Raw genomic sequence first — 16,437 nt, 5'->3', positions numbered from 1 at the left:
CCCCTCACCCGAGCAACGCCTGAAGGGCGTGCTCGACCTCTCCCCCAATGAAATTGGGGGAGAGGTGACGGAGAATTGTGCGTTCGATACTGCTGCACAAGATAGCCAGCCGCCCACTTCGGCAACCTGCTCTCACAAACCGTTCGGCCACCGTCGTTGGATTTTGGCCGCGTTGATTGTCTTGATGGGCGGGGCCGCGTTTGCCCAACGAGGCTACTGGGGACGCCGCAACCGATCTCTTCCCGCCGACCGCAATGGTGTCCCGACTTGGGAAGTCGATCCGCGATTCCCCGAGGACTGCTTCACGTTCGTTCGAATCGAATACGATTCCTACGGCGGACGTGGGCGAGGTGGCGGAGGCTGCTGGACGGACTATCCCGACAGTGATCTCAACTTCTCACTTCGATTGCAACAACTCACCTCCATGAAGGTCAATCCTGATCCGGTGGTCATCCGCCTGACCGACGATGAATTGTTCGACTACCCATTCATCTACATCATCGAACCGGGTGGCCTCGTCTTTTCCGACGAAGAAGTGAAAGCTCTCCGCAAGTATTGCCTCAACGGTGGCTTCCTGATGGTGGATGACTTCTGGGGCGATTCCCAATACGAAAATATGCGGAGCGAACTCAAACGCGTGTTTCCTGATCGCGATCCTTTTGAGGTTCCTCTGGAACACGAGATCTTTCAGATCGTTTACCCGCTCAAAGAAAAACCTCAGGTCCCCGCGATCAACTCCGCCAGACGCCGCGCCGATGGCAGTGTCGGTTCGTGGGAATGGTCTCGTGACGGAAGCGACACCAGTGTCCCTCACTATCGCGCCATCACCGATGACGAAGACCGCATCATGGTTTTCATCTGCCACAACACCGACCTGGGCGATGGCTGGGAACGAGAAGGCGAAGACCAATGGTACTTCGATGAGTTCTCGGTCAAGAAAGCCTATCCGATGGGCATCAACATCGTGACCTATGCGATGACCCACTGAGTCATTCCTTTGTATCAACCACCGACGGTTCCGACGCTCCTCCAACCCGATTGCACTTCATGACAACGGATACCATGACCCACGAAGACGAAGCCCAAGTGGTGGAGCAAATTCGCGACGGACGAGAGCGAATTGTCCAAGAACTATCCAAGGTCATCATTGGCCAAGAAGAAGTCATCGAGCAGTTGCTGATCTGTTTGTTCGCCGGCGGCCACTGCTTGATCACCGGTGCACCGGGGCTCGCGAAAACACTGCTGGTCAGCAGCGTCGCGAAAATCTTTCATTTGAATTTCCAGCGGATTCAGTTCACCCCCGACCTGATGCCAGCGGACATCACCGGGACTGAAATCCTGGAACAATCCGCCGATGGTCACCGGCAACTGCAGTTCGTCAAAGGACCGATCTTCGCTAACGTGATCTTGGCCGACGAGATCAACCGAACACCGCCCAAGACACAAGCCGCACTGCTCGAGGCGATGCAGGAACATCAAGTCACCGCGGGCGGCCAACGTTTTGAACTGGAAGAACCGTTCTTCGTCTTGGCGACTCAAAACCCGATCGAGATGGAAGGCACCTACCCGCTTCCCGAAGCCCAACTCGATCGTTTCCTATTCAATGTTTTGATTGATTACTTGCCACCCAAGGACGAGTTGGCCGTGGTCATGCAAACCACGTCGACCAAGCCGGAACCGATTGAGCCGATCTTCACCGGCGAAGACGTCGCGAGATTCCACGCCGCGGTTCGACGCGTTCCGATCGCGGAATCAATCGCCGCTTACGCCGTGCGTTTGGTCGCCGCGACTCGGCCTGGTCGTGATGGAACGCCAGACTTCGTCAACCAATACGCTTCCTGGGGTGCGGGTCTGCGGGCCGCCCAAACATTGGTGCTCGGTGCCAAGGCGAGAGCATTGCTCAACGGCCACGCTCACGTCCGAACCGAAGACATCCAGGCTCTTGCTCACCCAACGCTTCGACACCGAGTCCTACTGAGTTATCGAGCCGAGGCCGAAGGTTTCAACGTTGAGAACTTGGTCACACGACTTCTTCAAGAAATCCCCACGGAAGTCTGATTTGAGCTGGTTTCAACGTCAATCTCGCTCGTCGGGCAAAGCCACCAACGGCAGCACGGGCACTTTCCAGGGCAACTTATCCAAGCCCTCGCGAGCGACCGCTTCGTCGCCGGACGGCACCGGTGAAACCGCTGCCTCCATGGACCCGCATGCGCTGATGCGGATCAAGAACCTGCAACTGCGATCCAAGCTCGTCGTGGAAGGTTTCTTTGGCGGACTGCACCGAAGTCCTCTTCACGGGGCTTCGGTCGAATTCAGCGAATATCGAGCCTATTCGCCTGGTGACGATCCACGAGGACTGGACTGGAAACTGTTCGCTCGCACGGACCGCTATTACATCAAGAAGTTCGAGGACGAAACCAACCGACGCTGCTACTTGTTGGTCGACCAAAGCCAGTCAATGGGTTACGGGTCGCTCGAATACACCAAAATGGAATACGCGAGAACGTTAGCCGCGACACTCGCTTACTTCCTAACTTTGCAACGCGACCATGTTGGACTGATGACGTTCGACGAAGCGATCGCGGATGTTGTTCCGGCTCGCAGTCGGGTCGGCCACCTGCGTCAGATCCTCGCCTGCTTGGCTCGCCCAACCTCGGGATCCGGAACCGACGTCAACGGACCGATCTCTCAAATTGCCGCGATCACGCGTCGCCGCGGCTTGGTGGTGCTGATCAGCGATATGCTATCGCCGACCGAAGACCTGCAACGTTCACTCGCACTGCTGCGTTCGCGACAACATGAAGTGATCGTGCTGAGAATCCTGGATCCAAACGAAGTGAATCTTTCGGTGGACGAATCCAAGGTCTTGGTGGACATGGAAACGGGACGCAAGATCCAAGTTGATCCCGATGCGACTCGCAAAGCCTATCAGTCCGCCTTCCAAGAACACGCCGAACAGATCGAATCGATTTGCAACGCCGTCGGAGCCGCGATCTACACCAGCACGACCGATCGACCGCTGCAGGAAGCGCTGTCTGATTTCGTTTCCGCTCATCAAAGGCGAGCGGTAGGTGCTAGTCGATCAGGCATGCTGAGTTCAGGAGGAACCTCCTGATGAGCATGCTCGCCCCGTTTTTCCTGGCCGGTGCGTTGGCCGTCGCCGCACCGATCTTGTTCCACCTGATTCGGCAGCATCCCAAGGGTGCCGTGCCGTTCAGCTCGGTGATGTTCCTGCGAGAAGTCCCGCCGCGACTGACCCGCCGCAGCCGCTTGGACCAGTGGCCATTGCTGCTCCTTCGAGCACTGGCGTTGCTACTGTTGGCCGCCGCCTTCGCCAGACCGTTTCTGCGTGGTGCCGACGACCAGTTCAATAACACACCCGTCCGGCGAATCGCGGTGTTGGTTGACCGCAGTGCCAGCATGCAACGAGAAGACCTGTGGGAACAAGCGATCAAAAAGGCTGAAGCGGTCCTCACCGACCTTTCGGCGCAAGATCAATTCGCGGTGTTTGTCTTCGACAATAAAGTCGATCGCATCTGGGAAACATCGCTCGCGGCAACGTCTGATGAACGCCAAAACGCTCTCGCCCTGCAAGCTCTCACGGAAATCCAACCCACATGGCGAGCCACCGATCTCGGATCCGCGCTTCGCGAAGCCGCCGATTGGGCACAGTGGCCAACCGAGTCACCGACGCCGAGTGAAGACGGATCAGCCGATATTGAAGCGATCACACGAGGGCAGCTACCCGGTCCCGCCAGCATCGTTTTGATTTCCGATCTGCAAGACGGATCCAAAATCGAGGCACTGCAGCAAAACACCTGGCCGGAACAAGTCACCTTGGACATCCGGCGTGTGGTGCCGAAAGAACAAGGCAATGCCACCGCGATCATGATGAATGATCAAACCCTGGAGAACTTGCAAGAATCATCCGCCTCCGATGCCAATCGTAAACTGCCGGTCCGTGTCGTTAATTCCAAACTCGCTTCCCAGTTCGATCTGAAGTTGCAATGGAAGGACGCGAGTGACAATCAAACGATTCAGGTCGAAGCCGACGCGACCCAGATTGTCCGTCTCGATCAACCGGCGGATTCAGTCACCGCGATGGTGCTGTCCGGTGACAACTCGCCCTTTGACAACACCATCCACTGGGTCGCTCCCGAGAAACGCTCGTATCGACTGCTACATGTCGGCGGCACTCCAGACGATCCTCGCGAAAGTTTGTTTTATTATCTGGAACGCGTTCCTCTGGACAACGCAACCCGAACGGTCTCGATGGAAACCGTCACGGTCGCTCAGTTGCCAACGGACTTGGATCCGCGTGAATGCCCGTTGGTTGTGGCCGGCGATGTTGCCAACACCGACGCCTTCACGCAATCGCTGATGACATACACCGAAGCGGGCGGCCGAGTGTTGTTCGTGATGGACAACTCCGATGACGCGGAGGATCTGATCACCTGCATCGCATCAGTGACCGACGACGATGCAATCTCCACGGAAGAAGCCACGATCGACGACTACGCCATGTGGTCGCGAGTTGATTTCTCGTCGCCCCTATTCGCGTCGATGGCAGACCCACAATTCAACGATTTTAGCAAAATCCAATTTTGGAATTACCGAAACGTTTCCGGACTCGAAGAAGCGGGTTGGAACATCCTGGCAACGTTCGATTCAGGAGCTCCGGCACTGGCCCAATCAGGCAACGTTTGGTTGCTGACTACGGGTTGGCAACCATCGTCGAGCCAATTGGCGTTGTCGACCAAGTTCATTCCGTTGATCGCTCAGATGTTCTCTGGCAACGAAGGAACGGCGAGGTACGTGGCCGGACACGTGGTGGGAACGCCGCTTCCGTGGCCGCCAACCGAAGATGCTGAACTGGTTCGCTCGGACGGTGCGTCATCGCCTTACGAACAAGCCTCTGACGCTGACTTCATCGATCGCCCCGGTGTTCATCAGTTGAAATTGCCGGGCGAAGACCCCATCACATTCGCGAGCAACCTGGCCGAGTCAGAGAGTCAAACCGACGCGATGGACGAAGACACGCTCGAACGTTTGGGCATCGGACTGGGTGAAGCAGCCACGGCAGAAAAACTGACTCAAGCGACTCTGCAACTTCGAGATCGCGAATTGGAAAGTAACCAACGTTTGTGGCAATGGTTGTTGCTCGCTGCGATTGGAATGTTGGTGATCGAAACCCTCTGGGGAGGACGCTATGCGAAACGAATTGCTTGATTGCATCGATCCCGTGATCCGTCGAATGCGACGACTGCGTTTTTGGCAATCGCTCGGCTGGCTGGCGTGGACGATCGCGTTGATCGTCCTCCTTTGGCTGGTGTGGACACAGCGAACGTTTGCATTCCTATCGTCGATGACGCTCTCGACCTCATCGCTTTCCACGTCTGTCGCGATCGTTTCGACGTTGGTGATCGCGACGTTGGTTTGCTTGATTGCCGCTCGCTTGCGCATTCGAAACGTCCAATCCGTCGCTCGAAAGATCGAAAACCGATACCCGGATCTGGACCAGCGTCTGATCACCGCCGTCGATGATTCGGTTGCCAAGCAGCCCGACAACTATCTGAATCAACGTGTGATGCGAGAGGCCCGCGAACACGCCCGTCGCAACGATTGGCCAGATGTCGTGTCGTCACGTTGGTTGTGGGTCAACCGATTGTTTGGATTGTCGGGAACGCTGGCGACGCTCGCCTTGGCGGCTTTCTTTCTCCTGGCCGAACCAGACTCATCAGCCAAAGCGTCATCGGTTGTGCTACCCAAACCCGACGTGGTGATCCAACCCGGCAGCACCGAAATTGAACGCGGCACGAACTTATTGGTGACGGCGGAATTCCAAGCCGATTGGATCGATCGTCAATCCGCGGTGGAACCAGAACTCGTCCTCACGGCAATCGACAATCAACCAGTCGCGAATGCGACAGACGCCGAAACGATCGCAGAGGATCAAGCTGAACCGCGTGTTGCACGACTGCCAATGCGGCGAAGCATGGCTGACCCGATCTGGGGCGGTTTGGTTCCTGAAGTCGATGAGTCCTTCACCTACCGAGTCGCACTGCCTCACTGGTCAAGCGAAGAATACCGGGTCGAAGTGTTCGAATATCCGGCTGTCACCCGAAGCGATGCAGAGATCGATTACCCCGAGTTCACCGGGCTCGAGAACCGCCGCATCGAAGACACCGTGCGAGTCTCGGTGGCCAAGGGCAGCAAAGTCACATGGTGGGTTCGAGTCAACAAACCAATCACCTCAGCCCGACTCTTGCCCAAGCCATACAAGAAAAACGAAGAGCACTACGAAGACGCATCTCCGTTGGAATTGACCCAAGACACTGAGCGTCCCTTGTGGTGGTCGGTCGCAATCCAAGTGGAGGAAAGCCAACGATTCGACGTGGAACTGAAGGACGACAAAGACCGGTCGAACCAGCTATCGACTCAGTTCATTGTCCGAATGCTTCCCAATCAGTCGGCAAAGATTCGCCCCACGGTTGGCGGCGACGTCTCCGTCTCGGCATTGGAAGAGTTTCTCATCGCCGCGGAAGTCCGAGACGACCACGGGCTCTCCCGCGCGGGCGTCTCGCTGACGTTCGCCGGCAAACCGCCGCAGGACATTGTGTTGGCCGAAAACATCGCTGCCAATCAAAAGCAAACGATCCAGCACATGGTCGACATGGAATCGCTCGAGGCCAAACCCGACGATCTGCTGTCGTATTCCTTTTGGGCCGAGGACAAGGTCGCTGGTGAATCCTCCGAGACCGAAGTCCGTCGCACACAGAGTGATCTGTACTTTGCCGAAGTCCGACGTTTCGAAGATATCTTTCGTGAGGGCGATCCCCAAGCCAGCCAACCTTCCGAACCGTCTGAGCCAAGCGAACAAGAACAACAAGCCGAAGAGCTGATTGAAACGCAAAAGCAAATCATCCAGGCCACCTGGAAACTACTGCAATCGACCGTTCGCTGGAACGAGCAAACAACAGCGGACGTTCGTGTGATCGCTGACTCGCAACAAGACCTCATCGCTCAATTGGACGAACTGGCTCAAGAGCTCACCGAAGACGAAGCCAAAAAGCACGCAGCCAACGTCCGCCGATCGATGCAGTCCGCCGATAGGGAATTGAACAGAGCGATCGAGACAAGCGACCGTGAACCATTGTCTGCTGCCGTGGTCGCGGAACCATCCGCATACGCCGGTCTGCTTCGGATGCGAGCCAGTGAATTCGAAGTCACGCGTTCACAACAGCAGCAACCCAGCCAAGGCTCCGCGGGACAACAAAGCAAACAACAGCAACTCGACGAATTGGAACTGGACCAAGAAGAGGACCGCTACGAAACGCAGCAACAAGCTCAGATGACGCCGGAGCAGCAAGCTCAACGTGAGACGCGTCAAATCCTTAGCCGGTTGAGTGAACTCGCCCGTCGACAACAAGACCTCAATGAGGAACTGGCTCAGCTTCAATCCGCGATGCAATTGGCGGACGACGAAGAAGAAAAGGAAGAACTTCGTCGGCAACTCGAACGTCTTCGCGAGCAACAGCAGGACATGCTTCGTCAAACTGATGAACTGATGGAACGCATGAACTCACCCGAGAACGCATCCAACATGCAGGAAGCCAGCGAACAACTCGAACAGACACGTGAAAACATTCGCGAGGCTGGCGAAGCGATGGAACAGCAAGATGCGGCTACGGCTTTGTCCAGCGGCAAACGTGCCGAGCGCGAACTCGAATCCGTCCGCGAAGAAATTCGCGAACAGGCCGCCGGCCAGTTCAACGAAGCGATGCAGTCAATGTGGGACCGAGCTCGCGAATTGAACACGGAACAAGAGGAACTCGAAGAACAATTGTCGGAGATGGACGCTCCCAGCGAATCGCCCGGTTTGCGATCCAGCGGCAACCGCGAAGAACTCAAGGACGCTCTGACCGAGCAGCGTGAGTCACTGGGTGAATTGATGGAGGACATCGAAGAGGTCGTCCAAGAAGCCGAAGAGTCCGAACCGTTGCTCGCGCAAAACTTGTACGACGCGTTTCGCGAAACACAACAACGCCGGACGGAAGAACGACTCGATGCCGCCAGCCAACTTCTCCAGCGTGGCTTTGATGCGCAGTCTCAGCAGATGGCAGGACAAGCGGGCGAAGCGATCGAGGAATTGAGCGAGAAAATCGAATCCGCCGCCGAAAGCGTGCTGGGCAACGAAGGGGAAGGCTTGCAACGCGCGGCGAATTTAGCCGAGCAATTGGAATCCGCCGTGGAAGACGAAATCCAGCAAGCACGAGGGGATGATCCCAACGTGGAAGGGCAGGGCGGAACGTCAGAGCCATCGGAACGTCAGTCCGGAGAAGAAGAAACCCAGCAGGGACAGCCCGCTGAGAACCAGCCAGACCAAGGGCAAGAGCCAGGGCAATCCGGCCAGCAACAACCCGGACAACAACAAACCAGCGAGGAAGGCCAACCGGGCCAAGGTGGCCCCGGTCAGCCGCAGGATGAACAAGAGCCAGGCGAGCCAACTCCCGGTGGAGAAGCAAGTAACTCAGAAACACCAAGCAACCAATCACCAGGAGAGCAATCGCCTGGCGAATCGGAAGGTGGCCAACCATCAAATTCGCCTTCCCAATCCACCTCGCCGGGGCAGGGTGGGGCAGGGCAGGGCGGACAAGCTCAAGATGGAGAACCTTCCTCCGAGCCGACTCCAGGTGAATCATCCGAGAGCACCAATCCGCAAGAATCCACCGAGCGTCCGCAAGGGCCTCCCGGTCTTCGCCCCGGCTCACAACCGCAGCAAGGCCAACCACAAGAAGGCCAGTCACAGTCTCCCTCCATGTCGCCCAACGCGGGTCAATCCGGCGGTGCCAATCCGACGGCCGCCGAAGCTCCATCGTCCTCTCCCAGCAACTTCACTTCACCGCTGACCGGCGAAGGATTTCGTGAATGGTCCGATGGATTGAGAGACATCGAACAGATGGTTTCCGATCCCGAACTGCGTTCTCGAGCCACACGAATTCGGGAACGAGCCCGCGACATGCGTGAAGAGATTCGCCGCGAATCAAAACCGCCTCAATGGGATTTGGTCGAGGAAATGATTGTCGAGCCGATGCGAGAACTCAAACGCGATCTCGCCGAAGAATACATGCGTCGCAGTGCCAAGAAACAATCGCTCGTTCCGATCGATCGTGATCCGGTTCCGGATCAGTACTCCGAAGCGGTGCGTCGCTACTACGAACGAATCGGGAGCGGGCTTTGAACGACGCTTTGGATTCATCTGACAACTGGACCCAGCATTTGGTGTGGGGTGCACCGGAGTGGATCGTCCCCGCGGCGATTCTCGCGGTCGTGCTCGCCGCTGCGATTGGCTGGTCCTACACCCGATCTCGCGCATCCACCCCAATTCGCGTGCTCGCGGCAACGCTGAAGCTGATCGCGGTTGCATTGATGCTGCTGTGTTTGCTTCAGCCGATGTGGCGAGGCGAACGTCCTCGACCGCAGGCCAACTTGTTTCCGATCTTGGTTGACACCAGCCAGAGCATGCAGCTTCAAGACGCGGACGAAGAGCTTTCACGAGGCCAGAACTTTGCCAACACATTGGGCGCCGACTCCGACTGGCGAGTTCAACTGGAACAGACTTTTGACGTCCGCTTGTTCGGTGCAGATTCACGATTGAGCCGCTTGGCCGACATCGACACGATCGAGTTCAATGGCATGCAATCATCCATGCAAACATCAATCGATGCTCTGTCGCAACGACTGAAAGGACGTCCCGTGGCTGGTGCGTTGCTGTTCAGTGATGGCAATCTCACCGATCCCACGGTGGAACAAATCGCCAGCACCAATTTCCCGTTCCCGATCTTCCCCGTGCTGCCTGATGCTCCGACCACACCGACCGACTTGCGATTGGAACGAGTCAGCGTGACTCAAAGCGATTTTGAGACGTCGCCCATGACCGTTCGCGCTGATGTGATGGCGACTGGACTGAAAGACCAAGAGGTTGTCGTTCAGTTGCTCAACGCATCAGGGACTTCCGTCGAAGAGAAGACCGTCACGATTGAAAAGGAAGGCGAACTGCAATCGGTTACGTTTCGTTTCCGCCCCGAACAATCTGGACCCCAGTTCTATCGAGTGTTGGCCTTCACTCCGTCTCAACGCAAATTGATCCGTTCTCAAATCGACGAAGGCAACGCGTGGCTGGAAGGATCTTCGGGCGATGAAGCCACGTTGCGAAACAACCAACGTTGGATCGACGTTCAACCTCGGCGTGGCCCGTTCCGAATCCTTTACCTGGCCGGACGTCCCAACTGGGAATTCAAATTCCTTCGGCGTGCACTGCAGAGCGACGCTGAAACCCAGCTTGTGGGCCTGCTTCGAATCGCGGACAAGGAGCCAAAATTCAGTTTCCGTGACAAAGGCGTCAACAGCAGCAACCCGTTGTTCGCTGGCTTGGGCGAGGACGAGGAAGAGACCCGAGAGCAATACGATGAAGCGGTCATGATCCGATTGGGCGTCAAAGAATCCGAAGAGCTCAGCCAAGGATTTCCCGAAACGTCGGAGGAATTGTTCGCCTATCACGGAATCATTTTGGATGACATCGAGCCGGAATTTTTCACACAGGATCAAATGTTGCTTCTGCGGCAATTCGTGAGTCTGCGAGGCGGTGGGTTGCTGATGTTGGGCGGCCAGGAATCATTCAACGATGATTCCTTTGGGAAGACACCTCTGGGCGAACTGTCCCCCGTCTACGCACCACGCAATCGGCCCGACCAACCAGCTCCCGGTGGCAAATGGTCGATCACCCGCGAAGGCATGCTGCAGCCTTGGCAACGACTACGCGAGACGGAAGCCGCTGAAAAGCTGCGACTGTCGAAAATGCCACCTTTCCGCGTGACGCATGAAGTCGGCGACATCAAACCTGGAGCCATCGAACTGGCTCAATTGGAAACAAGTTCTGGCCGCCCCACACCCGCATTCATCACCCAGCGATTCGGAAAGGGCCGAACGGCGGCCATGCCAATCGGCGACTTCTGGCGATGGTCGATGCGGAAAAACCAATACGACAACACGAGCGAAGTCAGCGACGATCCCGCTCAGGCATGGCGTCAAATTGCACGTTGGTTGGTGGGCGAAGTCCCTCGCCGCGTGGAACTGACCATCGAACCAGATGGCTCGACCGGATCCACCAACCTGCGAGTCTTGGTGCGAGACGAATCGTATCTGCCGATGGAAAATGCAACGGTGACGCTCAACGTGACTGGTGAAGATGGCGTTTCAATCCCGCTTACCGCTCGTCCCGATGCAAACGAACTTGGAACCTACGCCGCAACGTTTGTCTCGCGTGACTCCGGTCGGTTTACCGTTTCAGCCGATGCGAAAGCAGCGGACCAAAGCTTCATCGGAAACGACGAAGGCGGCTGGGTCAGCGATCCCGGCATGGAAGAAACCCAGCGATTGTCGTGGAACATCAGCTGGCTGGACAACTTGGCCGAGTCCACCGGTGGTGAAGTCCTGCGAGTGTCGGACCTGGGTGACTTTGTCAGCGACCTTCCCAATCGAGAAATACCGGTGACCGAGACTTGGGTCTATCCTCTTTGGCACCAAACATGGGTGATGCTACTCGCGATGGCCTGCCTGTGCGGCGAATGGGGACTTCGAAGATGGAAGGGACTCGCATGAGCAACCGATCAAAAATGCTTCGTGGAAAGCACTGGGCCCAACTTGGCATTGCGACCGCATTGTGCTTGCCCACGTCAACTTTGGGTTGGGGACAAGACACATCGTCGGTCGAAGCAACCGCCTCATCCGAAGCAAGCCAACAACCCGAATCGGCTGATTCAAAAGAAAGCGAACTCATTCGCGGCGATTTGATTGTCGTTGTCGGCGCGGCGGGCGAAGAATCGTATGAGCCCGTCTTCCGCGAGTGGTCCGACACGTGGACGCAGCTTGGAAAGACGTCAAAGCTAAACACCATTCGAATTGGCGAGGCGTCTTCGAACAATGAACAGAGTGATTTGCAATTGCTGGAGCAAGCCTTGCAAGATTTGGAAACGGATTCCCCACGACCGCTTTGGATCTCGCTCATTGGGCACGGAACATTCGCACGCAACGTCGCCAAGTTCAACTTGCGAGGACCGGACGTTTCCGCGGGCCAAATGAAGAACTGGTTGGCCGGTTTCAAGCGTCCCGTTGTGGTCGTCAACAACGCTTCATCGAGCGGTCCGTTCATCAACGCATTGTCCGGCCCCAACCGAATCATCGTCACCGCAACCAAGAGCGGTAACGAACAAAATTTCGCGAGGTTCGGCCAGTACTTCGCAGAAGCTCTTGCGGCGATTGATTCCGATCTCGATCACGATGACGCTGTTTCGATTCGCGAAGCGTTTGTCAGAGCCAGCAAGGATGTCGAGCTTTTTTATGAAACAGAAGACCGGATCGCGACGGAACACGCGTTGATGGATGACAACGGCGATGGCTTGGGCACGAAGGCCGACGACCTTCGCAGGAAAGTGCTCACACCGGAACAATTGGCAAAGCTCGATGGGAAACAGGCGAGCCGAATGACGATCGCCCCGGTTGCCAACTCATTAAATTGGACCGACGATCAACTCAAACGCCGCGATGAATTGGAAGACCAACTGGATGCGCTTCGTATGCAACGGCTTTCTGATCCCGCCGCGTTTCCTGACAACCAATGGGCGGACCACCTCGAGAAAATCTTGGTCCCGCTCGCCGAACTCTACCACGAAGTTGAAAGCAACTCGCCTCCATGAATTCCCCCACTCGATTGAAAGCTTCTGTCTGCGTCGACGCTGTTCTCGAAAACCTGTCCACCGTTGATGCGATGAAGCTGGTCGCTGAGTGTGGCTATCCCGCCTTCGAATTTTGGAAGTGGTGGGACAAAGACCTGGACGCTATCAATCAAGCACGCGAGGAGTTGCAGCTTCAAGTCGCCGCTGTCTGCACGAAGTTCGTCAGTCTGGTGGATCCCGACGTGCGAGCTGAATACCTGGCTGGCTTGAAGGAATCCATCGCCGCGGCTGGGCAACTGAATTGCCCCGTGCTGATCTCGCAAGTCGGCGATGCACGACCGGGTGTCGATCGGGCAGAGCAACGAGATTGCATGGTGGCGGGTTTGAAAGAAGCCGCACCGATGCTGGAAGATTCCGGCGTTGTGCTGGCAATCGAACCTCTCAACGAGCTGATCGATCACGCTGGCTACTACTTGGTCCGCAGTGACGAAGCGTTCTCAATCATCCAAGAGGTCGACAGTCCCAACGTGAAGGTGACGTTTGACATCTATCACCAGCAGATCAGCGAAGGCCATGTGATCGCCAATTTGACGAAGAACGTTGATGCGATCGCTCACTTTCATGCCGCCGGCAATCCCGGTCGGCATGAACTCGATCGAGGCGAATTGCATTACCCGTCCATCTTCGCGGCGATCGCGGACACCGGCTACTCCGGCCACGTTGGGCTGGAGTATTGGCCCGTCAATGATGCCGCCGCGGGGCTTCGCGAGGCGGCGTCGTGGATCAAGAAGGTTTGAACTTCTTCTTGCCGCGTTTCGCGGTTGGTGCGGTGCTTCCATTGTTGCGAGACTTGTTGCCGAACGAACGCTTTCCGCCACTGAAGCTCTTGCCGCCCGAACCACCGTTGCCGGAGAACTTGCCTTTGCGAAAACCTTCCTTGCGGAAGTTGCCGCGACGGCCATCGCCTTCGAAGTCATCGACGACGTCACCGGCTTCTTCAAGGTTCAACCGTTTGCCGGCGACCCAAGTCTTGCGAAGCGTTTGATAGATGTCCGAAGGCATGCCTTCGGGCAGGTCGATCAAGGTGTGCGAATCGCGAATGTTGATTGGCCCGATGTATTCGCCATCGATACCAGCTTCATTGGCAACCGCACCAACAATGTTGCCGGGTTTGACTCCGTCTTGCCAACCAACATCGAGGCGATAGCGAGTCATGCCTTCTTTGACGGGCGTGAGTGGACGACCTTTGGGGCGACGAGGTCGATCATCACCGAAGGATCCACGGTTACCGCGATCGTTCGAACCAAACGAATCACGCCCACGAGAATTGTCTCGCTCGGAACGTTCCCGTTGCTTCTTCGGACGTTCCTTCAACAAGAACGGACGTCCGTTCTGACTCATTTCGGCCAATGCGGCTGCGATCATCTCCATCGGTTTGCCGGATTCTTCGGCATATTGAGCGATCATGTCCTTGTAGATGGTCAAGTCTTGATCAGCGGAAACATCGGTGATGCGTTGCTTGAAACGCCGCACGCGAGCCTCGTTGATGTCGGCAACCGTTGGAATATCGATAATTTCGATAGGCTGCTTGGTCGTGTTCTCAATGAAGCGAAGCTGACGACGCTGAGCGTTGGTCAAGAAGATGATCGCTTGCCCGCTGCGTCCTGCCCGGCCGGTACGACCGATGCGGTGCACATACGATTCGCTGTCGTGCGGCAAATCAAAGTTGAACACGTGACTGATCCGTGGCACGTCCAAACCTCGAGCCGCCACATCAGTCGCAACCAAAACGTCGAGTTGCCCGCGTTTCAGTTGGTCGATTGTCCGCTCGCGAACTTTTTGTGGCATGTCGCCGTTTAGAGCGATGGCGGAAAACCCTTGCTGGCTCAGCTTTTCGGCAACGCTCAGCGTGGAGTCTTTTGTTTTGGTGAAGACAATCACTCCATCGGTTTCTTCCACTTCCAGGATACGAGTCAACGCGTCAATCTTGTCGCGAGGCGAAACAAACAACGCACGCTGGCGAACTGAAGCGGCGGTGATCGTTTTTGATTTGATCGTGATCCGAGCTGGGTCGTTCAGGTACTCGTCAGCGATCTTGCGAATTGGCTTTGGCAGCGTCGCCGAGAACAACGCTACCTGGCGTCCTTCTGGCGTTTTTTCGAGGACAAACTGAACGTCCTCCAAGAATCCCATGTTGAGCATTTCATCTGCTTCGTCGAGCACGAGGCAATCGAGCGAACCGAGGTCCAAGGTACCGCGTTTGACGTGATCAATCACTCGGCCGGGCGTTCCAACAACGACTTGAACGCCACGACGGAGCTGCTTCAGTTGGGGTTCGTAGTCTTGACCGCCGTAGATAGCAGCGACCTGAAAACCACTCAGGTCAGCACCGTACTTGGTGAAAGATCGAGCCACTTGGATCGCCAATTCACGAGTTGGTGCCAGCACCAGGACTTGCGGGCGACGGTTGCGAACATCGACTCGCGACAAGATCGGTAACGCGAAGGCTGCTGTTTTGCCGGTACCAGTTTGCGACTGAGCAAGAACGTCGCGACCATCCAACATGTATGGGATGATTTCGGCTTGGATCGGAGTTGGTTTGTCGTATCCCGATGCGGCAACCGCCTTTTGAACTTCATCTCGCAGATCCAGGTCTCGGAACAAAGGCTCCGCCGGTTCGTTCGATTCCGGAGCCGCCTTCGCTGGCTCAGCCGCTTGGGCTGATTGATCTTGAGCGGGCTTGGCGGGTTGTTCGCGAACGGGTTCAGCTTGCTTCGCAACCACTGGTTGTGAGACAGGCTCTTCGCTCACAACTGGCTCAGGTTGGACAGCTGACTCTGGTTGAGCGACTGGCTGTGCTTCGGCGATCACCTCAGGCTGCGAAGAAGGAGCTGATTCTTTGGCCGGTGCTGGTTCGCTCACAGGCTCAGCAACCATTTCGACTGGCGGAGCGACTGGATTGGGTTCGACTGATTGCTCTTCGGGTGCAGACTGTTCGGGAACAGCCTGTGCGGGCTCAGCGGGCACTTCAGGAGCGGCCACGGCATTCACTTCCGAGACAACCTGCTCAGCGACTGGTTCTGGTTGCGTCTCAACCGCCACGTCGGCAGCTTCATCGGTGCAGTCGGCTTGGTAGAACAACAGGGATTCGTCGACAGCAGGCGATGGAATTTCGCTCGGGTCGATCACCGGGTTGGCATAGTGAGCCGCCCATTGTGCCGATGGATCAACAACCGACTCGGTTGTCGACATTTCAAATGTGTCCTGAGCTTGTTCTTGCGAATTCAACTCGGACGTGGGATCGACCAACGTTTCCTTGGAAGCGGGATGATCAGACATCAAAAAACTCGTGCGGTTAAAAAGGTAGCCGCACCCACGCTGCGTATCGCAGGCGGTCATGGTCGCGGCAGAATTGGTAAGGATGGAATGCCAAACCAGAGGACTCGTTCAGAGCCCTGGACCTGGTTGTCTGCAGTTCGATTCAGTCCTCCTGGACTCTCGAACCTTTGCATTCCGACACAACCACGACGCCGCTTCTCATTCACCAGAAAGAATCCGTCTCAAGCGATCAATCAAGACGCTCAACGGACTGGGTAGCCACTCGGGTCGAAACCGAGCGGATCACACTGAAGACCTGTCGCAGAAAAGCCGATTCGCGACGTCGATTTGCACGCCGCCGACTTCTGTGGCCCAGGAGAGTAAT

The 16,437-nt window shown here is 56.5% G+C and carries 9 protein-coding genes; 8 read left to right on the top strand and 1 reads right to left on the bottom strand.

Translation table 11 applies throughout. The features are described from left to right. The 8 genes from B2R17_RS05555 to B2R17_RS05520 all read left to right on the top strand — a co-directional run. On the top strand, positions 1–988 hold a 988-nt coding region (locus B2R17_RS05555), incomplete at its 5' end, for a DUF4159 domain-containing protein (protein ID WP_286763185.1). Between the two features lie 74 nt (positions 989–1,062). Further along, a complete protein-coding gene (locus B2R17_RS05550; RefSeq protein ID WP_286763188.1) occupies positions 1,063–2,058 on the top strand; it encodes an AAA family ATPase in 996 nt (331 codons plus the stop codon). Between the two features lies 1 nt (position 2,059). Beyond that, positions 2,060–3,115, top strand: a complete 1,056-nt coding sequence (locus B2R17_RS05545; RefSeq protein ID WP_286763184.1) for a DUF58 domain-containing protein — start codon at positions 2,060–2,062, stop codon at positions 3,113–3,115. Further along, complete coding sequence (locus tag B2R17_RS05540; protein WP_286763183.1) at positions 3,115–5,229, top strand: BatA domain-containing protein; 2,115 nt, start codon at positions 3,115–3,117, stop codon at positions 5,227–5,229. The genes B2R17_RS05545 and B2R17_RS05540 overlap by 1 nt, the downstream gene beginning before the upstream one ends. Further along, positions 5,210–9,241, top strand: a complete 4,032-nt coding sequence (locus B2R17_RS05535; RefSeq protein ID WP_286763182.1) for a hypothetical protein — start codon at positions 5,210–5,212, stop codon at positions 9,239–9,241. Before B2R17_RS05540 ends, B2R17_RS05535 begins: the two co-directional genes overlap by 20 nt. Then, positions 9,238–11,661 carry a hypothetical protein gene (locus B2R17_RS05530; protein ID WP_286763181.1) on the top strand — a complete coding sequence of 808 codons (2,424 nt, stop codon included), beginning with the start codon at positions 9,238–9,240 and terminating at the stop codon, positions 11,659–11,661. The genes B2R17_RS05535 and B2R17_RS05530 overlap by 4 nt, the downstream gene beginning before the upstream one ends. Continuing rightward, positions 11,658–12,755, top strand: a complete 1,098-nt coding sequence (locus tag B2R17_RS05525) for a hypothetical protein (protein ID WP_286763180.1) — start codon at positions 11,658–11,660, stop codon at positions 12,753–12,755. The genes B2R17_RS05530 and B2R17_RS05525 overlap by 4 nt, the downstream gene beginning before the upstream one ends. Further along, on the top strand, positions 12,752–13,531 hold the full coding sequence (locus B2R17_RS05520) for a hydroxypyruvate isomerase family protein (protein ID WP_286763179.1): 780 nt from the start codon (positions 12,752–12,754) through the stop codon (positions 13,529–13,531). Before B2R17_RS05525 ends, B2R17_RS05520 begins: the two co-directional genes overlap by 4 nt. On the opposite strand, the gene B2R17_RS05515 is transcribed toward B2R17_RS05520, so the two are convergent. Further along, positions 13,518–16,073 carry a DEAD/DEAH box helicase gene (locus B2R17_RS05515; protein ID WP_286763178.1) on the bottom strand — a complete coding sequence of 852 codons (2,556 nt, stop codon included), beginning with the start codon at positions 16,071–16,073 and terminating at the stop codon, positions 13,518–13,520. The genes B2R17_RS05520 and B2R17_RS05515 overlap by 14 nt on opposite strands. Positions 16,074–16,437: the final 364 nt, after the last annotated feature.

It is taken from the genome of Rhodopirellula sp. UBA1907 (genome assembly GCF_002337565.1).
Lineage (GTDB): Bacteria > Planctomycetota > Planctomycetia > Pirellulales > Pirellulaceae > Rhodopirellula > Rhodopirellula europaea.
The sequence above is the reverse complement of the archived record's forward strand: the minus strand, read 5'-3'. Positions and strand labels throughout refer to the sequence as shown.